Origin of the sequence: Streptomyces sp. NPDC048295 (genome assembly GCF_040652135.1) — a bacterium.
In the GTDB taxonomy this organism is placed as follows: Bacteria; Actinomycetota; Actinomycetes; order Streptomycetales; family Streptomycetaceae; genus Streptomyces.
On record NZ_JBEZLL010000016.1, the window covers coordinates 47,442 to 67,769 of the forward strand.

The following is a 20,328-nucleotide window of genomic DNA, read 5'->3' on the forward strand; positions in this document are numbered from 1 at the left end:
GCCCCCGCCCCGGCCAGGGCCCGGGACACGACCGGGGACGGAGTGCGCGGGTGGTCACCTGGCCGATGCCCGATCGTGGCCGGACAGTAGAGTTCGGCTGCGTCATCCCCCGAACACCGAGGTACCGGCCGTGACTCTCGCTCCACCCGAACAACCCGTCCCACCTGCGGTGACCGTCGTGGGAATCGGCGCCGACGGATGGGCGGGACTGACCGACGCGGCGCGCGCGGAGCTCGTCGGAGCGCAGGTCCTCATCGGCGGTGCGCGGCAGCTGGCCCTGCTCCCGCCGTCCTGCCGGGGCCAACGGGTGCCATGGCCCTCGCCGTTGCGGCCCGCCGTCCCCGGCCTGCTCGCCGCACACGCCGGCAGCAGGATCGCCGTACTCGCCAGCGGCGACCCGATGTTCTACGGCATCGGCCGGGCCCTCACCGAGGTACTGGGCGCCGGTGTGCCGAGGATCCTGCCCCACCCGTCGTCCGTGTCCTACGCCTGTGCCCGGATCGGCTGGCCCCTGGAGGACACCGAGGTCGTCACCCTGGTCGGCCGCCCCGCCGCCCGGCTGGCCGCCGCGCTGCACGACGGCCGGCGGGTACTGGTCCTCAGCGCCGACGCCGGCACCCCGGCCGCGGTGGCCGGACTGCTGCGCGAACAGGGCTTCGGCCCGAGCCGGCTGCGCGTGCTCGAACAGCTCGGCGGAGCGGACGAGGCATGCGCGGAGGGCACCGCGGACCACTGGCCGCACCCACCCGGCGACCCGCTGAACGTCATCGCGATCGACTGCCGGCGCACGCCCGGAGCACTGCGCCTCGGCGCCGTCCCGGGCCTCCCCGACGAGGCGTACGAACACGACGGCCAGCTCACCAAGCGGCACATCCGTGCCGCGACCCTCGGGGTGCTCGCCCCCGCCCCCGGCGAACTCCTCTGGGACATCGGCGGAGGCTCGGGATCCATCGCGATCGAATGGATGCGCAGCCACCCGTCCTGCCGCGCGATCACCGTGGAACGCGACCCGGAGCGGGCCGGACGCATCGAGCGCAACGCGGGCCGCCTCGGCGTACCGGCACTGCGTGTGGTCACCGGCCGGGCCCCCGGCGGCCTGGCCGGACTGCCCGCGCCCGACGCCGTGTTCATCGGCGGCGGACTGACCGCGCCCGGACTCCTCGACACCTGCTGGGACGCCCTGCCGCCCGGCGGACGGCTGGTCGCCAACACGGTCACGCTGGAGTCCGAGGCGCTGCTCGCCGGAGCACACCGCGGGTACGGCGGCGAACTGGTCCGGCTCGCCGTGGCGCACGCCGTACCGGTCGGCGGCTTCACCGGCTGGCGGCAGGCCATGCCGGTCACCCAGTGGTCCGTACGCAAACCCTCGATCAGCACCGATGCGGAAAGCTCAGCAGAAGAGCCCGCGCAACACCCAGGAGACAACAGATGACCGTGTACTTCATCGGCGCGGGCCCGGGGGCCGCCGACCTGATCACCGTGCGCGGCGCCCGCACGCTCGCCTCCTGCCAGGTGTGCCTGTACGCGGGCAGCCTGGTGCCCCGGGAACTGCTCGCCGAATGCCCCCCGAACGCCCGTCTGGTGGACACCGCGCAGCTCGACATCGACCAGATCACCGCCGAGCTGACGGCGGCGCACCGGGCCGGCCACGACGTGGCCCGGCTGCACTCGGGCGACCCCTCGGTGTTCAGCGCGGTCAACGAGCAGATGCGCCGGCTCGACGAGGCCCAGGTGCCCTACGAAGTGGTCCCCGGCGTGCCCGCGTTCGCGGCCGCCGCGGCGGCGCTCAAGCGGGAGCTGACCGTGCCGACCGTCGGCCAGACCGTCATCCTGACCCGGATCGCCCACCGCGCGACCGCGATGCCGAAGGGCGAGGACCTGGCCACACTGGGCCGTAGCGGCGCCCTGATCGTGCTGCACCTCGCCGCCCGGTACGCGGACCGCGTCGTCGAGGAACTCGTGCCGCACTACGGGGCCGACTGCCCGGCCGCCGTCGTGGCGATGGCCTCACGCCCGGACGAAATCGTCCTGCGCGGAACCCTCGGCACCATCGCCGGGCAGGTGGAGGCGGCGGGTGTGATCCGTACCGCCGTCATCATGGTCGGCCGCACCCTGGGAGCCGAGCAGTTCCGCGACAGCCACCTCTACTCGCCCGGACGCGAACGCCACGTCTGCTGACGGAGCCACCGCAACGGCCGGGCGGCCGGTCAGCGCACGCCGCTGCGCCCGACGACCACGCCCGCCCGGTCGATGCAGACGACGTCGACGGCGACCGGCGCACCCCGCAGCACCGACAGCGCCTGGTCCCGCGCCGCCACGGCCACCAGGTCCCCGAGCGGAACACCCCGCGCGAGACACAGCCGGAGCGCCGCGAGACCCGTGTTCGCGACCGCGACCTCGGCCGCCAGGGCCTCGTCCGCACCGCCCCGCCGGGCCAGTTCGGCCAGGAAGGGCTTGTCGACCTGGGACCGCGCGGAGTGCAGATCGAGGTGTCCGACCGCGAGCTTCGACAGTTTCGCGAACCCGCCGCAGACCGTCAGCCGGTCCACCGGGTGACGGCGTACGTACTTCAGCACCGCGCCCGCGAAGTCCCCCATGTCGAGCAGCGCGAGCTCCGGCAGCCCGTACTCGGCCACCACGGTCCTCTCCGAGGTGGAACCCGTGCACCCCGCCACGTGGGTGTGCCCGGCGGCACGGGCCACGTCCACACCCCGCCGGATCGAGTCGATCCACGCCGAGCAGGAGTACGGCACCACGACGCCGGTCGTGCCGAGGATCGACAGACCGCCCAGGATGCCGAGGCGCGGGTTCCAGGTGGAGCGGGCGATCTCCTCGCCGTCGTCCACCGACACGGTCACCTCGACGTCCCCCGCACCCCGGTGCTCCGCGGCGACCCGCGCGATGTGGTCGCGGAGCATCTGCCGCGGCACGGGATTGATCGCGGGTTCCCCGACGTCGAGCGGCAGCCCGGGAAGGGTGACGGTGCCGACGCCGGGCCCGGCCCGGAACACCACGCCCGAGCCCGGCGGCAGCGGCCGTACGGTCACCCGGACCAGGGCGCCGTGCGTCACATCGGGGTCGTCGCCCGCGTCCTTGACCACCCCGGCCGTCGCCCGCCCCTCGGCCAGCTCCTCCACCGCCAGCGCGAAAGCGGGCGTCTGCCCCTTGGGTAGGGTGATCGTCACCGGGTCGGGGAAGTCGCCCGTCAGCAGGGCCGTGTACGCGGCGGTCGCCGCCGCGGTCGCACACGCGCCGGTGGTCCAGCCGGACCGCAGTCCGGTGTGCTTCAGCTGGGCGCTGCGCCCGCCCTCAGTCTCACCCATGGATGGATCCGATGCATGTACTCGTACTCGGCGGCACGACGGAGGCCCGTCGCCTCGCCGAGTTGCTGGTGGAAGTGCTCCCGGCCGGAGCCGGGCTGACGAGTTCGCTCGCCGGACGTGTCTCCGGCCCGAGGCTCCCGCCGGGCGAGGTCCGCATCGGTGGCTTCGGGGGAGCCGACGGGCTCGCCGCATGGCTGCGCACGCACCAGGTGGACGCGCTCATCGACGCCACCCATCCTTTCGCCGGGACGATCAGTTTCAACGCGGCCGCGGCCGCCGCTGCCGCCCATGTTCCCCTGCTCGCCGTGCGCCGGCCCGGGTGGGTGCCCGGCAGGGGCGACGACTGGCATGCGGCCGGTTCCCTCGCCGAGGCCGCGGCGGCCCTGCCCGCGCTGGGGCGGCGTGTGTTCCTCACGACGGGGCGCATGGGGCTGGCCGCCTTCGCCGGCCTGGACGAGCTGTGGTTCCTGATGCGTTCGGTGGACGCCCCCGAACCGCCGTGCCCCGCCAGGATGGAAGTCCTGCTCGACCGGGGCCCGTTCACCCTGGACGGAGAGCGCGAGCTGATCCGCCGTCATCGCATCGACGTCGTCGTCACGAAGGACAGCGGAGGCGCCGCCACAGCACCCAAGCTCACCGCCGCGCGCGAGGCGCGGATTCCGGTGGTGGTGGTGCGGCGGCCGCCCGTGCCCGAGGGCGTCGAGGTCGTCGAAGGCCCGGAACCCGTCGTGGAGTGGCTCCGCGCGCACATCCTCCACCACGGGTAGCGCCGGCCGCCCTGGCTCAGGCCTCCGGATAGCGGCGCGGCGTCCACACGATCTGCCGCCCGTCGCCGCGCTCGACCCAGCGGGTCTGCGAGGACCCGACGAGCAGGATCGTGCGCATGTCGACCTCGGCGGGGTCGAGATCGCCCAGCCGCACGGTCCGCACGCTCTCGGCGGGCCCGCCGACATCCCGGCCGAGGACCACGGGTGTGTCCGGCGAGCGGTGTTCGAGCAGCAGGTCACGGGCCTTGCCGACCTGCCAGGTCCGGCTGCGCGACCCGGGGTTGTACAGCGCGAGCACCAGATCCGCCGTCGCCGCCGCGCGCAGCCGCTCCGCGATCACCTCCCACGGCTTGAGCCGGTCCGAGAGCGATATCGTCGCGTAGTCGTGGCCCAGCGGCGCACCCGCCCGGGCCGCGGCGGCGTTGGCCGCCGTCACCCCCGGCAGCACCCGCACCGGCACCTGCGCGTACTCGTCCTGCGAGGCCACCTCCAGGACGGCCGTCGCCATGGCGAAGACCCCGGGGTCGCCGCCGGACACCACGGCCACCCGCCGCCCGCGCCGGGCCAGGTCGAGGGCGAACTCGGCACGCTCCGACTCCACCTTGTTGTCCGAGCCGTGGCGCACCTGCCCCGGCCGGACCGGCACCCGGTCCAGATAGGTGGTGTAGCCGACCAGGTCGTCGGCGGCGGCCAGCGCCCCACGCGTCTCGGGGGTCAGCCACAGCGGCCCGGCCGGTCCGGTGCCGACCACGGCCACCTCGCCGCCCTCCGGGGCGCGTTCGGGACGCGCCGCCCCCACCCTGCTGGGCAGGACCGCGACCGCGAAGTACGGCACCGAATCGGCGTCCACCCCGGTCAGCTCGCCCACGCGCTCCCCGGCCATCGTGGCGCGCTCCACGTAACGCGCCTCGGGCAGCAGCCCGGACGCCTCGAAGGCGCGGCGCACGGCGGGAAACGTACGTCCCAGCTTCATGACCACGGCGGCGTCGGTGGCGGCGAGACGGGCGGTCAGCTCCTCCTCGGGCAGGGTGCCGGGCAGGATGGTCAGCACCTCCTCGCCCTCGACGAGCGGGGTCCCGAGCCGCGCGGCCGCCGCGCTCACCGAGGTGACGCCCGGGATCACTTCGGTCGGATAGCGGTCGGCGAGCCGCTTGTGCATGTGCATGTACGAGCCGTAGAAGAGCGGGTCGCCCTCGGCCAACACCGCGACCGTGCGACCGGCGTCCAGATGTACCGCCAGACGGGCCGCCGCCTCGGCGTAGAACTCCTCCATCGCCCCCCGGTACCCGCCGGGGTGGTCCGTGGTCTCCGTCGTGACGGGGTAGACCAGCTGCTCCTCGACATGGTCGGCACGGATGTGCTTCGCCGCGATGGACCGGGCGATGGACCGTCCGTGCCGGGCGCTGTGGTACGCCACGACATCGGCCTCGGCGATGATCTCCACCGCGCGTACGGTCATCAGAGCCGGATCGCCGGGGCCGAGCCCGACCCCGTACAGCCGGCCCGTCTTCTGCTCGCTCACGTCTACTCTTCCTCGCTGGCGATCGCGTTGAGGGCGGCGGCCGCGATGGCGCTGCCGCCGCGACGGCCTCGGACGATCAGATGCTCCAGCCCGGAGGGGTGCGCGGCCAGGGCGTCCTTGGACTCGGCTGCACCGATGAAGCCGACCGGCACACCGATGACCGCGGCGGGGCGCGGCGCGCCCTCCTCGATCATCTCCAGCAGCCGGAACAGCGCGGTCGGTGCGTTCCCGACGGCGACGACCGCGCCTTCCAACCGGTCGCGCCACAGCTCCAGGGCGGCTGCGCTGCGAGTGGTGCCCAACTCCTTCGCGAGCCCGGGCACCGCCGGGTCGGACAGGGTGCACACCACCTCGTTGTCCGCGGGCAGCCGCTTGCGGGTGACACCGCTGGCGACCATGGCCACATCGCACAGGATGGGTGCGCCGGCCCGCAGCGCGGCGCGGGCGCGGGCGACCGCGTCCGGGGTGAAAGCGAGATCACGGACGAGGTCGACCATCCCGCAGGCGTGGATCATGCGGACCGCGACCTGGCTCACATCGGCGGGCAGGCCTGCGAGATCCGCCTCCGCGCGGATCGTGGCGAAGGACTGGCGATAGATCGCCGGTCCGTCCTTCTCGTACTGGTGCACAGTGCTTTCGCTCTCTTCCTCGGGCGTGCGACGTCGGGTACAGGGGAGTGGGAGTACGGGGGTCAGCCGCGCGCGCGGCGGGCAGCGGCCACCGCCGCGGCGAGAGTGCCGGGGCTGTCGGGGACGCTCACGGGCGCGCCCCGCTCCTCGCCCCGCACGAGGGAGATCCGGTGTCCGTCCGGGGTGGCCACGACGTCGACCCACTCGCCGCGGGGATGCCCGCAGCGGCGTTCGCAGCCGGACCAGTACACCGGCAGCAGCCCCGCGCCCCCCACCGAGGCCGTCGCCTGGGCCCGCACATCGGCCAGCGACTTCGCACAGCCGGGCCGGCCGATACAGGCACCCACCCCGGTCCAGGGGGAGCCGGGGCCGACGACGAGACCGGTGGCCCCCAGCTCGTCCAGCGACCGGGCGGCCTGCCGCCGCTCCACCCCGGGTACGACGACCCCGCGCCACGGCGTCAGCCGCAACTCACCGACGCCCCGGTGGTGGGCCGTCTCCGTCAGCGACCGCCACTGCGCCGGGGCGATGCGCCCCAGGGGGATGCCGACCGACAGCGCGGCCGAGTCCTGCGGGCCCGTCACGACTCCGGGGGCGGGGCCGTCCGAGTCCGGCGGACAGGCACGGTCCTCGGTGGAGACGGTGCCGGGCCCCGCCTCCCGCAACCGTCGTACGACCTCTTCGAGGAGGGACCGGGCGCCGCCGGGCAGATCCGGTACACGCCAGGCGCCGGTGCCCGACGCCTGCTCCAGGAAGGTCTCGGCCGCCAGGAGGGCGGCCCGCGGCGCCCGTGCGCCGGGTATCCGTGCGGTGGCCGGGGCCGTGCCGATCCGCAGCAGCGCCGTTCCGTCGTCCTGCGCCAGCAGCGTCACATCGCCGCCCAGCGCGTCCACATCGCCACGGCCGTCGTCTAGCACGAACAAGAACCTGCCCGACAGCCCCGCCGTCCTCCCGCCCGCGCACAGCAGCACGTCCAGCTCGGACAGCCAGGGGCCGACGTCCCGCGCGCCCAGGCCGTCGAGCCCCGAGAGCGGTGACGCCACGATGTTGCGTATCCGCTCGTGGCGAGCGGAGGGCAACAGCCCGGCCTCGCCCAGCCGGTCGGCCAGTTCGGCTCCGCAGTCCGGACCCAGCCCGCGCAACTGGACATTGCCGCGCGAAGTGAGATGCAACTCACCATCGCCCAGACTCTCCGACAGCGCCCCCAGGGCCTTTGCCTGCACCGCCGTCAGCAGACCGCCGGGAACCCGGACACGGGCCAGCGAGCCGTCGTCCGCCCGGTGCAGCCGAAGCGTGCCGGGGCAGGCGTCACCGCGGTCCCGGGCAGACGCGTCTCCCGGCGGTGAAGGCGAAGTGGCAGGTCGGGGCATGGCGGCGAGCATACCGACCATCCGACCGGATCCGTATGTCCTCCATCGGTTGACCGGCCCTTACTATGCCTACTGACGAGCCATCCGGCACGTCGTCGCCACAGACGGCGACAGGGGAGGAAGTCCGGTGCGATTCCGGCACGGTCCCGCCACTGTGAGCCCGGCCACGGCCTGGCAAGTCAGGAACTCCCTTCCCCGAACACTCGAACCCGTTCGAGCAGGGGAGCCTCATTCCGACACCGCCCGGGGCGTGGACACCCCGAGGAAGGCCCGACGCCGCATGATCCTGCTCCTGTCGACGTCCGACACCGACCTGCTCAGTGCCCGCGCCTCGGACGGCCCGGTCCCCTACCGCTACGCCAACCCCTCCCGGCTCCCGCTCCAGGACCTGTCCCAGCTGCTCGACGGCGTCGACCTGGTCGTCGTACGCCTCCTCGGCGGCGTACGCGCCTGGCAGGACGGTCTCGACCAAGTGCTCGCCACCGGACGCCCCGTCGTCGTCCTCACCGGCGAACAGGCCCCCGACGCCCAGCTGATGGCCGCCTCGACCGTTCCCATCGGCATCGCCGCGGAGGCCCACGCCTATCTGGCCCACGGCGGTCCCGCCAACCTGGACCAGCTCGCCCGCTTCCTCTCCGACACCGTGCTGCTCACCGGCCACGGCTTCGCACCGCCCGCCCCGGCACCCTCCTGGGGCCCGCTGGAGCGCACCCCCCGGCGCACCGACGGCCCGGTCGTCGCCGTGCTCTACTACCGCGCCCACCACATGAGCGGCAACACCGCGTTCGTCGAGGCGCTCTGCCGCGCCGTCGAGGACGCGGGCGCCCGCGCGCTGCCGCTGTACGTCGCCTCGCTGCGCACCCCCGAGGCCGAACTCATCGAAGAGCTGCGCGCCGCCGACGCGATCGTGACCACGGTCCTCGCCGCGGGCGGCACCCGGCCCGCCGAGGCCTCGGCCGGCGGCGACGACGAATCCTGGGACGCGGGCGTCCTCAGCGGCCTCGACGTACCCATCCTCCAGGCCCTCTGCCTCACCGGTTCACGCACCGACTGGGAGGACAACGACGAGGGCGTCTCCCCGCTGGACGCCGCCAGCCAGATCGCGGTCCCCGAGTTCGACGGCCGCCTGATCACCGTGCCGTTCTCGTTCAAGGAGATCGACGAGGACGGCCTGCCCGCGTACGTCGCCGACACCGAGCGCGCCGCCCGTGTCGCCGGGATCGCCGTGCGTCACGCCCGGCTGCGCCACATCCCGGCCGCCGAGAAGCGGATCGCGCTCGTCCTGTCCGCGTACCCGACCAAGCACTCCCGGATCGGCAACGCGGTCGGCCTCGACACCCCGGCCAGCGCCGTCGCCCTGCTGCGCCGACTCCGCGCCGAGGGATACGACTTCGGTACGCGGGAAGTCCCCGGCCTCGCGTCGGGCGACGGCGACGAGCTGATCCGCGCGCTGATCGAGGCGGGCGGCCACGACCAGGAGTGGCTCACCGAGGAGCAGCTGGCCCGCAACCCGGTCCGCATCCCGGCCGCCGACTACCGGCGCTGGTACGCGACCCTCCCGGCCGAGCTCCGCGAAGCCGTCGAGCGGCACTGGGGCCCCGCCCCGGGCGAGATGTTCGTGGACCGGTCGGGCAACCCGGACGGCGACATCGTGCTCGCTGCCCTGCGCCACGGCAATCTGCTCATCCTCATCCAGCCGCCGCGCGGCTTCGGCGAGAACCCGATCGCGATCTATCACGACCCCGATCTGCCGCCCTCGCACCACTACCTGGCCGCCTACCGCTGGATCGCGGCCCGGGCCGACGACAACGGCTTCGGCGCCGACGCGATGATCCACCTCGGCAAGCACGGCAACCTGGAGTGGCTGCCCGGCAAGAACGCCGGCCTCTCCGCATCCTGCGGCCCCGACGCGGCCCTCGGCGACCTCCCGCTGGTCTACCCGTTCCTGGTCAACGACCCGGGCGAGGGGACACAGGCCAAGCGGCGCGTCCACGCCACCCTCGTGGACCACCTGGTGCCGCCGATGGCACGTGCCGAAAGCTACGGGGACATCGCCCGCCTCGAACAACTCCTGGACGAGCACGCCCAGATCGCGGCGATGGACCCGGCGAAGCTCCCGGCGATCCGCGCCCAGATCTGGACCCTGATCCAGGCCGCCAAGCTCGATCACGACCTGGGACTCGAGGACCGTCCGGAGGACGAGGGCTTCGACGAGTTCATCATGCACCTCGACGGTTGGCTCTGTGAGATCAAGGACGCCCAGATCCGCGACGGCCTGCACGTCCTGGGCGGCGCCCCGGCAGGTGCCGACCGGGTCAACCTCGTCCTCGCGATCCTGCGCGCCCGCCAGATCTGGGGCGGCACGGCCTCCCTGCCGGGCCTGCGCGAGGCCCTGGGGCTCGACGAGTCCGCCGCGACCCGCGTCACCGCCGACGAGACCGAGGAGCGGGCCCGCGCCCTGGTCCAGGCGATGGAGGACGCGGGCTGGTCCCCGGACGCCGTCGCCGAGGTGGCCGCCGGCCACCCGCGGGCGGTCGCCGACATCCTGGACTTCGCGGCCCGCGAGGTGGTGCCGAGGCTGGCCGCCACGACCGACGAACTCGACCACACCCTGCACGCGCTGGACGGCGGATTCGTCCCCGCCGGACCCTCCGGCTCCCCGCTCCGCGGCCTGGTCAACGTCCTGCCGACCGGCCGCAACTTCTACTCCGTCGACCCCAAGGCCGTACCCTCACGTCTCGCCTGGGAGACGGGCCAGGCCCTGGCCGACTCGCTCCTGGAGCGCTACCGCACCGACAACGGCGACTGGCCGACCTCGGTCGGCCTGTCCCTGTGGGGCACCAGCGCGATGCGCACCGCCGGTGACGACGTCGCCGAAGCCTTCGCGCTGCTCGGCGTCCGCCCGGTCTGGGACGACGCCTCGCGCCGCGTCACCGGCCTGGAGGCGATCCCGCCGGCCGAGCTCGGCCGCCCGCGCATCGACGTCACCCTGCGCATCAGCGGTTTCTTCCGCGACGCCTTCCCGCACACCATCGGCCTGCTCGACGACGCGGTCCGCCTCGTCGCCTCCCTGGACGAGCCCGCCGAGCAGAACCACGTACGCGCCCACACCCAGGCCGACCTGGCCGCCCACGGCGACGAACGCCGCGCCACCACGCGCATCTTCGGCTCCCGCCCCGGTACGTACGGCGCCGGTCTGCTCCAGCTCATCGACTCGCGGGACTGGCGCACCGACGCGGACCTCGCCGAGGTCTACACGGTGTGGGGCGGCTACGCCTACGGACGTGAACTCGACGGCCGCCCGGCCCGCGAGGAAATGGAGACGGCGTACAAGCGGATCGCGGTCGCGGCCAAGAACACCGACACCCGTGAACACGACATCGCCGACTCGGACGACTACTTCCAGTACCACGGCGGCATGGTGGCCACCGTCCGCGCCCTGCGCGGCACCGCCCCGGAGGCGTACATCGGCGACTCCACCCGCCCCGAGACGGTCCGCACCCGCACCCTGGTGGAGGAGACCTCACGGGTCTTCCGTGCCCGGGTCGTGAACCCCAAGTGGATCGAGGCGATGCGGCGGCACGGCTACAAGGGCGCCTTCGAGCTGGCCGCCACCGTCGACTACCTCTTCGGCTACGACGCGACGACGGGCGTGGTCGCCGACTGGATGTACGACAAGCTCACCGAGACGTACGTCCTGGACCCGGTCAACCGTGAGTTCCTCCAGCAGGCCAACCCCTGGGCCCTGCACGGCATCGCGGAGCGCCTCCTGGAGGCGGAGTCCCGTGGCATGTGGGCCAAGCCGGACCCGGCGGTCCTCGAAGCGCTGCGCCAGGCATACCTGGAGACGGAGGGCAACCTGGAGGGCGAGGACTGACCCCCCTCGGGGCCCGGCCGGCCGACAGCGGCATACGACCGGGCCCCGACAGAGGCATACGACCGGGCCCCGCCCGCAGCACCGGCCGGGGCCCGGTCCGCCGTCAGGCTGCTCCTCGTACCGGCGCCCGCGTCCCTGTGCCCCGGATGGCGGTGATCGCCGCACTCGGCTGTTGCCCGCCGCTGCTCGGGAAAGCGTGTGTACGAGTGACATGGCGCCGAGGACACCGCCGCCGGGCATAGTGTCGCCGGTGACGTGGAAGCGATCTACGCATGACCGAAAGTGGCAGTCCTCATATCTCGATGCCCAGGATCACCGTGCTGGGAGTGCAGCCCGGTGATCCGCCCTTCCGTCTGGTGGAGATCGACGGGGAGGTTGTCAGCGCCGCGACATCGATGATGGATGTACTCAGCGCTGCCTCGGCCGCAGGAATCAAGGTCCACGACCTCGACGACCCCGACGTGGTGCGGTGGGTGGGCGGCGGCAAGTACGTCTGGAGGCCGCACTGACAGTTCTTCCGTGGCCGACCGTGCGCGACACGGCCGGATGTGGCCCGGACACCGTCGAGCCGGGCCACTGGTCAGCCCCGGTGCAGCTCGCAGCTGTCCGACCGGGCACCGCCGCCCGGCTCGCACACGCTCGCGTGGACCGGTACGGCCGCCATGGCGATTCCCGCCACGGCAGCGGCCGCGACGACGGTGGCCCTGGGCTTCCGAACGCTGATGAACGATTCCTTCGGCGTCCTGTCTGCGGCCGGCCCGCCGGGACGTGCCAACACACCGACGTGCGACACCGTCACCACGCGAACACATCGACGTACGACACCACCGCACACGAACACATCGACACGTGAACACACCGACAGGCGAACACACCGACAGGCGAACACACCGGTACATGAACCCCGGTGCGCGGTCACGAGCCGGCGCCGACGGCCTGGCAGGCCCCGAACTCTCCTGCCCCACGCTGACGTTCCACCCACGTTTCGCTGACGTTTCGCTGACGTCGCGTGTGCGGCCCCACCGCGCCGGGGCCGCACCTGCGACGACGGCCTCCGCGGCCTCAGGCCAGTGATGCCGCGCGGGCGGGGTCTATGGCGTACTGAAGAGGCTCGTCATGTATAAAGCGTCGGAGTTCGTCGAGCACAAGCTCTCCGAGACGATGACGTTCGGCCCCGAGGGCACCACCGAGATGGGGTGTCAGGACCACGTTGGGAAGGGTGAAGAGTGGCGAGTCATGGGCGGGAGGCTCCGGGTGCGTGACATCGAGTACGGCGGTGAGGTCGGGTCTGGCGCGCAGGACCTCCGCCGCGGCGGTCTCGTCGACGAGCGCGCCACGGGCGGTGTTGATCAGCGTCGCGCCCGGCCCCATGGAGTTCAGCAGCCGCGTTCCGATCGTGCCGCGGGTCTCGGGCAGGAGCGGGGCGTGGAGACTGACGACCTGGCTGGTGGCGAACAGTTCCTCGATGCCGACGAGCCGTACTCCCGCCCGCCGGGCGGTGTCCGGGGAGGCGAGGGGATCCGTGGCGAGGACCTCGATGTCGAAACGGCCGAGGTGGGACGCGACGAGACGGCCGATGTGCCCGAGCCCCAGCAGGCCCACACGTGACCGGTAGGCCCCCGGCACCTGGGGGTTGTGGGGGAAGCGGCGACTGCTCGCCACCTCGCGGGTGATGCGGTGTACCTGCTTCAGCCCGAGGAGGACCTGGGCGAGGGTGAACTCCGCCACCGGGATCGCGTTGGCCGGGGCGGCGGAGACGATCGGGATGCCACGCGCCCAGAACGCGGGTGTGGTCAGGTGCCGCACGGAACCCGCGGCGACGAGGACCGCCCGCAACCGGGGGGCGTGCGAGAGGAGGGCGGCATCGAGGACGGGCGCGCCCCAGCCCGTGAGCAGGACATCCACCTGCCCCAACACCTGGGGATCCGCGTCGAGTTGCTCCCGCGTGAGGGGCGGGGCCTGCAGTTGTACGAGACGTTCGACCTCGGCCAGGACCTCAGGGGGGTAGACGTCCGCCCTGCGTTCTTCCTCCATGACCAACAGGGCTGTCGGCCTGCGTGCCGGCTCGTTCATGACGTAACGCTCCTCAGCTCCTCGCTGACGGACCATCAGCGAATCGACCCGTGAGCCCTGATCGGGCGCGTGGGGAAATGTCTGACCGGATGTTGAAGATTGGCGTGGCTTGTTCATTGCCTAGGCCGACGTGCTTGCAGCACGATACATCGGATGATTGAAAAGGCATCGGGTGGAACCCGGCCGTCTGGTGTCTGTCGCCCCGGTCGCCCTCGCGTCCGGGTGTGCTCGGGGTCCGGGCGGTCAATCGCGTCTCCGAGCGGCTGAACTACCGGTTCACCAGGTAGTTTCGTGGGGTGATCGATGCTGTTCGCCCCCGTTGTGGAGGTGTCGGGCGGTGGGGGTCGAGGGTGGGGCCGTGTCCGGCGAGGTTCTTGTGAGTCAGTGCGAGACTTTTGCATTCATCGGACTATTGACCGAAGGATTCGGACGCGGTTAGCGTCCCAGCAAGCGCTTTCCAGGCCAGCTGTGATGCGGCGAAAACAGGAGTTGTCATGCAGAGATCGCGGTGGATCGGTGCGGGTGTTCTCGCTTCCGCACTGGTCCTCACCAGCTGTACATCGGGGCCTGCGGGAGTGGATGCCAAGCAGAACTCGAAGGCACCGCTCGAACTGTGGACCCGGACGACACCGGGCGGACCGGGGGAGCAGGGGGCGATCAAGCTCGCTGCCGCCTTCGAGAAGGCCACGGGATACAAGGTCAAGGTCACTGCGATCTTCGACGACTTCGAGACCAAGCTGCAGCAGCGCGCCGCGCAGAAGAACCTGCCCGACATCGTCATGAACGATGTGACGCAGCTCGGGGCCATGCACAGCCAGGGACTGCTCCGGGAGATCGACCTGGGCAAGATCAAGAACGCTGCGCAGGCCGTCGGCCAGGGGCTGGACTCCGGCAGGAGCGTGGACGGGAAGCAGTTCGGCCTGCCGTACTCGGCGCAGGCGTCCGCGCTGCTCATCCGCAAGGACTGGCGGGAGAAGCTGAAGCTCGAAGTCCCCAGCAGCTGGGACGACTTCGCCGCGATGGCCGAGGCGTTCACCACCAAGGACCCGGACGGTGACGGCAAGAAGAACACGTACGGCCTCGCCGCCCCGCTGTCCACCAAGCGCGGATACGCCTCCTGGTACTTCTCCAACTTCCTCTGGGCCGCGGGCGGAGATTTCATCACCGAGACCAAGGACGGCAAGTACGAGCCCGCGATGGCCACGGAGGAATCGGTCCGGGCCGTGCAGTGGTTCCGTGACCTCGGCTGCAAGTCCAAGGTCATCCAGCCGGGCGCCGTCACCATGGAGACCCCGCCCACCAACGAGACCTTCGAGGCCGGCCGGACCGGCATGTTCGTCGTGGGCCCGTACCTGCTGCCCCGCTTCGACGAGACGCTCGGCAAGGACAAGTACGAGGTGGTGCCGATGCCCAAGGGGCCGAAGGACGCCACCGTGCTCGCCGAGGGCGGGTCCGTCTACCTGATGGCCGGCTCCGAGAACATGGCCGGCCAGGATGCCTTCGCCGACTTCGCCATCTCCGCCGAGGGCCAGAAGACCGGGATGGCGGGTGACACCGGCTTCACCGTGCAGCTGCCCGTCAACAAGACGGTGGACATCACCAAGGTCCGCCCCGACCCCCGCTGGAAGACCTACGCCGAGATCTACCAGGAATCCGGCCGTTACGCGCCGTCCATCCCGAACTGGACCCCGGTGCGGCAGACGACCGCCGAGACCGTCAACGCGCTGATGGCCGACTGCGGCCTGGACACCGGGTCCAAGCTGAAGGAGCTCGACAAGCAGCTCGCCGACATCCTCAAGGAACAGGGAATCGCCGCGTCATGAGTCTTGACCAGGCGGATCCGGCCGCCCTCCCGGCGGCCGGGCCCGCCACCCGGAAAACGGGCCGCGCGGCCGGCGGCCCCGTCGGCCGCCGGGGGCACGACCGCCGGTCGGGCCGGTGGTGGACGCCGTGGCTGTTCCTCGCCCCGGCACTGCTCCTCTTCCTGTACTTCAAGTTCATCCCCATGGTCAGCGCGCTGACCATGTCCTTCCAGGACGTCCAGCCCTACCTGGGCAACAAGTGGGTCGGCACCGAGAACTACGTCACGGTCCTCCAGTCCGACGGCTTCCGCGAGGCCGCCTGGCACACCGTGGTCCTCGCCGCCGGGCAGACGGCCGGCTCGATGGCCCTCGGCCTCGCGCTCGCGCTGCTGATGGAGGGCCAGGGACGCCGGCTGGGATTCGTGCGCTCCGCTGCGTTCCTGCCGGTCGTGGTGCCGATCGCGGTCGTCGCCGAACTGTGGCGGATCATGTACCACCCGACCTCGGACGGCATGCTCAACTCCATCCTCGGCCTGGTGGGGCTGGGCCCCTCGGGATTCATCAACGACCCGGACACATCGATGGCCTCCATCATGCTCACCGGCATCTGGCGGGGCGCCCCCTACGACATGATGATCTTCCTCGCCGGCCTCACCAGTGTGGACCGAGGTCTGTACGAGGCCGCGAAGGTCGACGGCGCCTCCAGACGGCAACGGGTCTGGCACGTGACGGTGCCAGGACTGAGGTCGGTGTTCTCGATCCTGTTCATCCTCGCCGCGATCCGCGGACTGCGCGTGTTCACCGAGGTGTTCCTGCTCACCAACGGTGGGCCCGACGGCTCCACCGAGGTCGTGATGACCCTGATCTACAAGCTCGGGCTGGAGCAGAACAGACTCGGCGTCGGCGCGGCGGGAGCCGTCCTGCTGTTCATCGCGACGCTGATCCTCACAGTCGTCGTCCACCTGCTGCGACGGAGAGAGAGCAAATGAACGCGCCGACCGAGACCGCGCTGGGTCTGACGGAGAGCAGGAGTACGGGCGGGCGGATCCTGAAGGCCGTCACCTACCTGCTGGTCCTGACCGTCTTCGCCGGGCCCCTGCTGGCCCTGCTGGTCAGCGCCTTCAGCCAGGTCAAGGACCCGACTCAGCTGAGCGTCATCCCCTCGGGCGCCACCCTGGACAACTTCAGGATCGCCTTCGACCAGGGCGTGCTCGCGTACCTGCTGAACTCCTTCTTCGTGGTCGGCTTCGGCCTGCTGCTCCAGGTGGCCGTCTCCGTGCTGGCCGGATACGCCCTGGCCAGGAAGGTCTTCCCGGGGATGACGCTGGTGCTCGTCGCCATCCTGGCGACGCTGATGCTGCCCGAGGAGATCCTCGCCCTCCCGCTGTCCGTGATCCTCTCCGATCTGCCGGTCGTCCACTTCAACCTCATCGGCACCCTGGCCGGAATGATCGTCCCGCTGGGGGCCTGGGGATTCTCCATCCTCGTGATGACCGAGTTCATGAAGGACGTGCCCCGGGAACTCGAAGAGGCCGCCCGCATCGACGGCGCCGGGGACCTGCGCATCTTCGCCCAGATCATCCTGCCGATGTGCAAGCCCGCACTCGGGGTCATAGGGGTCTTCGGTTTCACCATGATCTGGGACCAGTACCTGCTGCCCCTCCTGGTCTCCACGGACTCCTCCTCGTACACGCTCCCGCTGGCGCTGAGGACCCTGCGGATCGACCCCGCCGTCACTCCCGGAGTGGTGATGGCGGCCTCCCTGCTGGCCCTGCTCCCCTCGGTGATCGTCTTCCTGTTCTTCCAGCGTTCCTTCGTGCACGGCCTGTCCTCCGGCGCCCTGAAGGGCTGACCGGCAGGCCGCCCGAACACGCCCCCGTACCACCAGCTCTCCGGCGGCGCACCGCACACACGCCCCCCGTACCACCAGCCCTCCGGCGGCACATCGCACACGCCCCCGGACGCCGACGACAAGGAACGATGCCCCATGACCCAGAGCGCCGAGACCCCGGCTCCCGCGCCCGCCCCGGACACCACCTGGTTCACCACCGACCGGTTCGGCATGTTCGTCCACTGGGGCCTGTACTCGCTTCCCGCACGGCACGAGTGGGTCAAGAACCGAGAGAAGCTGACCGACGAGCAGTACCAGGTCTACTTCGACCACTTCGACCCCGACCGCTACGACCCGGTCCAGTGGGCCAGGGCGGCGAAGGCGGCGGGCATGCGGTACGTCGTCCTGACCACCAAGCACCACGACGGCTTCTGCCTGTGGGACAGCGCCCTCACCGAGTACAAGGTCACCAACACCCCGCACGGCCGCGACCTCGTCGGGCCGTTCGTCGAGGCATGCCGCGCCGAAGGGCTCAAGGTCGGCCTCTACTACTCCCTCATCGACTGGCACCACCCGTCGTTCCCGGTGGACGGAGTCCATCCGCAGCGCGACGACGAGGAGTTCAAGGCCGCGGCCGCCGGCCGGGACATCCGCGAGTACCAGCGCTATCTGCACGGCCAGGTCCGCGAGCTGCTGACGTCCTTCGGCCGCGTGGACTACCTGTTCTTCGACTTCTCGTACGCGGGCCGGATCTGGTGGGGCGGCAAGGGGCCGGACGACTGGGACTCCCCGAAGCTGCTGTCGATGGTCCGCGAACTCCAGCCCCACATCCTCGTCAACGACCGGACCGGCCTGCCCGGCGATTTCATCACCCCCGAGCAGTACCAGCCCTCGGGCCCCATGACCAAGGACGGCCGGCCCGTGCTCTGGGAGGCCTGCCAGACGCTCAACGGGAGCTGGGGCTACGACCGCGACAACCTGGACCACAAGAGCGCCGACCTGCTGATCCGCATGCTGGTCGACGGGGTGTCCAAGGGCGGCAATCTGCTGCTCAATGTCGGCCCGACGGGCCGCGGCGACCTCGAACCGCGTGCCGTCGCCGTCCTCGGGGAGATCGGCCGGTGGATGGACCTGCACGAGCGCGCGGTCCGCGGCTGCGGCCCGTCCCCCTACACCGCACCCGCCGAATGCCGGTACACCCAGCGCGGAGACCGGCTCTACGTGCACCTGTTCGCCTGGCCGCTGCGCCATCTGCACCTGCCGGGACTCGCCGGCCGGGTGCGCTACGCCCAGTTGCTGAACGACGCCTCCGAGATCACCCAGGTCCACATCGACCCGGACCGGGCCGCGCACAACACCGAAATGGGAGGGCAGCCCGCCGGAACGCTCACCCTGGAGATCCCCGTCCAGCGCCCCGACACCGCCGTGCCCGTCATCGAGCTGTTCCTGGACACCCCGGCCGACCCGGCCGACGGCTGAGCCCACCGACCACCGACCACCGACCACCGACCACGGACCGCCATTGCGTCCCACCGCCGACCCGGCCGACGGCCGATGCGGCCCACCGCCCGGGCGGGCCCGGCCCCGATCCACCACCACACGCACGGAGGCATCATGCAACGCCGCACGTTCCTCATGGCCACCGCAGCAGGGGCGGCGCTGACCGCCGTTCCCACCGGCGGCCTCGTGACCGCGAGCGCGACGGCGGCCCCGGCCGCCGTCGGCTCGCTGGACGAGCTCCAGGCCGCGATCGACCGGGCACGACCGGGCGACCGCATCGTCGTGGCCGACGGCGCATACACCGTCCCGCAGGGCCGTCCCCTGACCATCCGCTACAAGCAGGGAACCGAGCGCGCGCCGATCACCGTCGTCGCCCGGACCCCCGGCGGCGTCGTCCTCGACGGCGAACAGAGCTTCGTCCTCGACGCGTCCAGCCACATCACCATCAGCGGCTTCTCCTTCCGCCAGAGCAGCACCCTGGACATCCCGCCGAACTGCTCGCACATCAGGCTGACCCGCAACGACTTCCAGCTCGCCGACATCGAGGGCCTGCACTGGGTGATGGTGCGCGCGGACGACAGCAAGGTCGACCACAACCACTTCCACGGCAAGTCCACGCTGGGCATCTACCTCGGCATCGAGGGCGCGGGTACGGAGGAGATGGCACAGCGCGTCCATGTGTTCAGGAACTACTTCTCCGACCACACCTTCGCCGGGTCCAACGGAGGGGAACCGATCCGGCTCGGCGTCAGCCCCCGGGCGCTGTCCAGCGCCCACGCGGTCGTGGAGTACAACCTGTTCGAGCGCGCCAACGGCGACCCCGAGGCCATCTCCGTCAAGAGCTCGGACAACGTCATCCGGCACAACACCATCCGTGACAGCCTCGGCGGGATCGTCCTGCGGCACGGCAACCGCAACCGGGTGGAGGCCAACCACCTCGTCGCCGGCACGGAAGGCGTGCGGATCTACGGCAACGACCATGTGATCGTCAACAACCACCTCGCCGGTCTGTCCGGCCGGGCCCTGGTGATCGGCAGCGGTTCGGAGCGCGACCACCTGCCCGGTGAGACACCCGACGCGCGCCGCGGCAACGACGCACCCGACCGGGTCCTCATCGCGTACAACACCCTGGTGAACAACCAGGGCACACTCTCCGGCGAGAGCCAGCGCCCCCACGAGCCGCGCGATGTGACCGTCGCGGACAATCTGTTCGTCGGGGACTCGGGCGAGCTGGTCGCGATGGCGAACACCGTACGGTTCACCTGGTCCGGCAACATCCTGTGGGGTGCCGCGGCCGACGGCAACATTCCCGCCGACGGCTGCACCCGTGTCGACCCGAAGCTGGTCACGGGCCCGGACGGGGTGGCCCGGCTGGCCGCGGACAGCCCGGCGATCGGCGCGGGCACACTCAGGCGGGCACCGGTCACCCACGACATCGACGGGGACCCGCGCGGCCGGTCCCGGGACGTGGGCGCGGACCAGTACGCGAAGCGGGCCCCCAGGATCCGGCCGCTGACCCCGGCCGACGTGGGCCCCCTCGTCCGCTGAGCACACGCCAGGAAGGGACAGCCGGTCCGGACCGGGTCCGGCTGTCCCCGTCACCGTTCATCCGGCCACGTCCAGCGCGGGGGCTG

The 20,328-nt window shown here is 71.7% G+C and carries 15 protein-coding genes and 1 riboswitch; of the genes, 10 read left to right on the top strand and 5 right to left on the bottom strand.

Translation table 11 applies throughout. The features are described from left to right. The first annotated feature begins 130 nt into the window (after nucleotides 1-130). Nucleotides 131-1,432 (top strand): precorrin-6y C5,15-methyltransferase (decarboxylating) subunit CbiE, encoded by a 1,302-nt coding sequence (gene cbiE, locus AB0D53_RS23405; RefSeq protein ID WP_362449613.1) that lies wholly within the window; start codon nucleotides 131-133, stop codon nucleotides 1,430-1,432. Continuing rightward, nucleotides 1,429-2,178 carry a precorrin-4 C(11)-methyltransferase gene (gene cobM / locus AB0D53_RS23410; protein WP_329818906.1) on the top strand — a complete coding sequence of 250 codons (750 nt, stop codon included), beginning with the start codon at nucleotides 1,429-1,431 and terminating at the stop codon, nucleotides 2,176-2,178. Before cbiE ends, cobM begins: the two co-directional genes overlap by 4 nt. 29 nt (nucleotides 2,179-2,207) lie before the next feature. On the opposite strand, the gene AB0D53_RS23415 is transcribed toward cobM, so the two are convergent. Next, nucleotides 2,208-3,323: a cobalt-precorrin-5B (C(1))-methyltransferase gene (locus tag AB0D53_RS23415; protein WP_362449616.1), complete on the bottom strand. Its 1,116-nt coding sequence runs from the start codon at nucleotides 3,321-3,323 to the stop codon at nucleotides 2,208-2,210. Between the two features lie 11 nt (nucleotides 3,324-3,334). Here AB0D53_RS23415 and AB0D53_RS23420 point away from each other — a divergent pair, with 11 nt between their 5' ends. Beyond that, complete coding sequence (locus AB0D53_RS23420) at nucleotides 3,335-4,090, top strand: cobalt-precorrin-6A reductase (protein ID WP_362449618.1); 756 nt, start codon at nucleotides 3,335-3,337, stop codon at nucleotides 4,088-4,090. Between the two features lie 16 nt (nucleotides 4,091-4,106). Here AB0D53_RS23420 and AB0D53_RS23425 read toward each other — a convergent pair whose 3' ends face one another. The 3 genes from AB0D53_RS23425 to cobG form a co-directional block, all read right to left on the bottom strand. Further along, nucleotides 4,107-5,612 carry a precorrin-2 C(20)-methyltransferase gene (locus AB0D53_RS23425; protein WP_362449620.1) on the bottom strand — a complete coding sequence of 502 codons (1,506 nt, stop codon included), beginning with the start codon at nucleotides 5,610-5,612 and terminating at the stop codon, nucleotides 4,107-4,109. A 2-nt stretch (nucleotides 5,613-5,614) separates the two neighbouring features. Continuing rightward, the gene (locus tag AB0D53_RS23430; RefSeq protein WP_329818902.1) at nucleotides 5,615-6,241 is read right to left on the bottom strand and encodes a precorrin-8X methylmutase; all 627 of its coding nucleotides are present in this window, start codon (nucleotides 6,239-6,241) and stop codon (nucleotides 5,615-5,617) included. Between the two features lie 62 nt (nucleotides 6,242-6,303). Next, nucleotides 6,304-7,623 (bottom strand): precorrin-3B synthase, encoded by a 1,320-nt coding sequence (gene cobG / locus AB0D53_RS23435; protein ID WP_362449623.1) that lies wholly within the window; start codon nucleotides 7,621-7,623, stop codon nucleotides 6,304-6,306. Nucleotides 7,624-7,723: 100 nt separating this feature from the next. Next, nucleotides 7,724-7,804, top strand: a riboswitch (adenosylcobalamin (AdoCbl) riboswitch). An 87-nt stretch (nucleotides 7,805-7,891) separates the two neighbouring features. Here cobG and cobN point away from each other — a divergent pair. Continuing rightward, nucleotides 7,892-11,488 (top strand): cobaltochelatase subunit CobN, encoded by a 3,597-nt coding sequence (gene cobN, locus AB0D53_RS23440; protein ID WP_362449625.1) that lies wholly within the window; start codon nucleotides 7,892-7,894, stop codon nucleotides 11,486-11,488. 272 nt (nucleotides 11,489-11,760) lie between these two features. Continuing rightward, the gene (locus tag AB0D53_RS23445; RefSeq protein WP_362449627.1) at nucleotides 11,761-11,997 is read left to right on the top strand and encodes a hypothetical protein; all 237 of its coding nucleotides are present in this window, start codon (nucleotides 11,761-11,763) and stop codon (nucleotides 11,995-11,997) included. A gap of 553 nt (nucleotides 11,998-12,550) precedes the next feature. Here the strand turns inward: AB0D53_RS23445 and AB0D53_RS23450 are convergent. After that, nucleotides 12,551-13,561 (bottom strand): hydroxyacid dehydrogenase, encoded by a 1,011-nt coding sequence (locus AB0D53_RS23450; protein ID WP_362449629.1) that lies wholly within the window; start codon nucleotides 13,559-13,561, stop codon nucleotides 12,551-12,553. A 494-nt stretch (nucleotides 13,562-14,055) separates the two neighbouring features. Between AB0D53_RS23450 and AB0D53_RS23455 the strand changes: the two genes are divergently transcribed. The 5 genes from AB0D53_RS23455 to AB0D53_RS23475 all read left to right on the top strand — a co-directional run bounded on the left by AB0D53_RS23455 (nucleotide 14,056) and on the right by AB0D53_RS23475 (nucleotide 20,242). Continuing rightward, nucleotides 14,056-15,384 carry a sugar ABC transporter substrate-binding protein gene (locus AB0D53_RS23455; RefSeq protein WP_362449632.1) on the top strand — a complete coding sequence of 443 codons (1,329 nt, stop codon included), beginning with the start codon at nucleotides 14,056-14,058 and terminating at the stop codon, nucleotides 15,382-15,384. Beyond that, nucleotides 15,381-16,352, top strand: a complete 972-nt coding sequence (locus tag AB0D53_RS23460; RefSeq protein ID WP_362449634.1) for a sugar ABC transporter permease — start codon at nucleotides 15,381-15,383, stop codon at nucleotides 16,350-16,352. The genes AB0D53_RS23455 and AB0D53_RS23460 overlap by 4 nt, the downstream gene beginning before the upstream one ends. After that, on the top strand, nucleotides 16,349-17,215 hold the full coding sequence (locus tag AB0D53_RS23465; protein WP_362449636.1) for a carbohydrate ABC transporter permease: 867 nt from the start codon (nucleotides 16,349-16,351) through the stop codon (nucleotides 17,213-17,215). The genes AB0D53_RS23460 and AB0D53_RS23465 overlap by 4 nt, the downstream gene beginning before the upstream one ends. A gap of 135 nt (nucleotides 17,216-17,350) precedes the next feature. Further along, complete coding sequence (locus tag AB0D53_RS23470; protein ID WP_362449638.1) at nucleotides 17,351-18,673, top strand: alpha-L-fucosidase; 1,323 nt, start codon at nucleotides 17,351-17,353, stop codon at nucleotides 18,671-18,673. A gap of 135 nt (nucleotides 18,674-18,808) precedes the next feature. Beyond that, on the top strand, nucleotides 18,809-20,242 hold the full coding sequence (locus tag AB0D53_RS23475; protein WP_362449640.1) for a polysaccharide lyase 6 family protein: 1,434 nt from the start codon (nucleotides 18,809-18,811) through the stop codon (nucleotides 20,240-20,242). The last annotated feature ends 86 nt before the right edge of the window (nucleotides 20,243-20,328 follow it).

What these genes read in the sequence shown, in the direction of transcription:
- AB0D53_RS23415 (WP_362449616.1), bottom strand. Translation starts at nt 3,323, where the DNA reads ATGGGTGAGACTGAGGGCGGGCGCAGCGCCCAGCTGAAGCACACCGGA.
- AB0D53_RS23470 (WP_362449638.1), top strand. Translation starts at nt 17,351, where the DNA reads ATGACCCAGAGCGCCGAGACCCCGGCTCCCGCGCCCGCCCCGGACACC.
- cobN (WP_362449625.1), top strand. Translation starts at nt 7,892, where the DNA reads ATGATCCTGCTCCTGTCGACGTCCGACACCGACCTGCTCAGTGCCCGC.
- AB0D53_RS23460 (WP_362449634.1), top strand. Translation starts at nt 15,381, where the DNA reads ATGAGTCTTGACCAGGCGGATCCGGCCGCCCTCCCGGCGGCCGGGCCC.
- cobG (WP_362449623.1), bottom strand. Translation starts at nt 7,623, where the DNA reads ATGCTCGCCGCCATGCCCCGACCTGCCACTTCGCCTTCACCGCCGGGA.
- AB0D53_RS23475 (WP_362449640.1), top strand. Translation starts at nt 18,809, where the DNA reads ATGCAACGCCGCACGTTCCTCATGGCCACCGCAGCAGGGGCGGCGCTG.
- cobM (WP_329818906.1), top strand. Translation starts at nt 1,429, where the DNA reads ATGACCGTGTACTTCATCGGCGCGGGCCCGGGGGCCGCCGACCTGATC.
- AB0D53_RS23450 (WP_362449629.1), bottom strand. Translation starts at nt 13,561, where the DNA reads ATGAACGAGCCGGCACGCAGGCCGACAGCCCTGTTGGTCATGGAGGAA.
- AB0D53_RS23455 (WP_362449632.1), top strand. Translation starts at nt 14,056, where the DNA reads ATGCAGAGATCGCGGTGGATCGGTGCGGGTGTTCTCGCTTCCGCACTG.
- AB0D53_RS23445 (WP_362449627.1), top strand. Translation starts at nt 11,761, where the DNA reads ATGACCGAAAGTGGCAGTCCTCATATCTCGATGCCCAGGATCACCGTG.
- AB0D53_RS23465 (WP_362449636.1), top strand. Translation starts at nt 16,349, where the DNA reads ATGAACGCGCCGACCGAGACCGCGCTGGGTCTGACGGAGAGCAGGAGT.
- AB0D53_RS23420 (WP_362449618.1), top strand. Translation starts at nt 3,335, where the DNA reads ATGCATGTACTCGTACTCGGCGGCACGACGGAGGCCCGTCGCCTCGCC.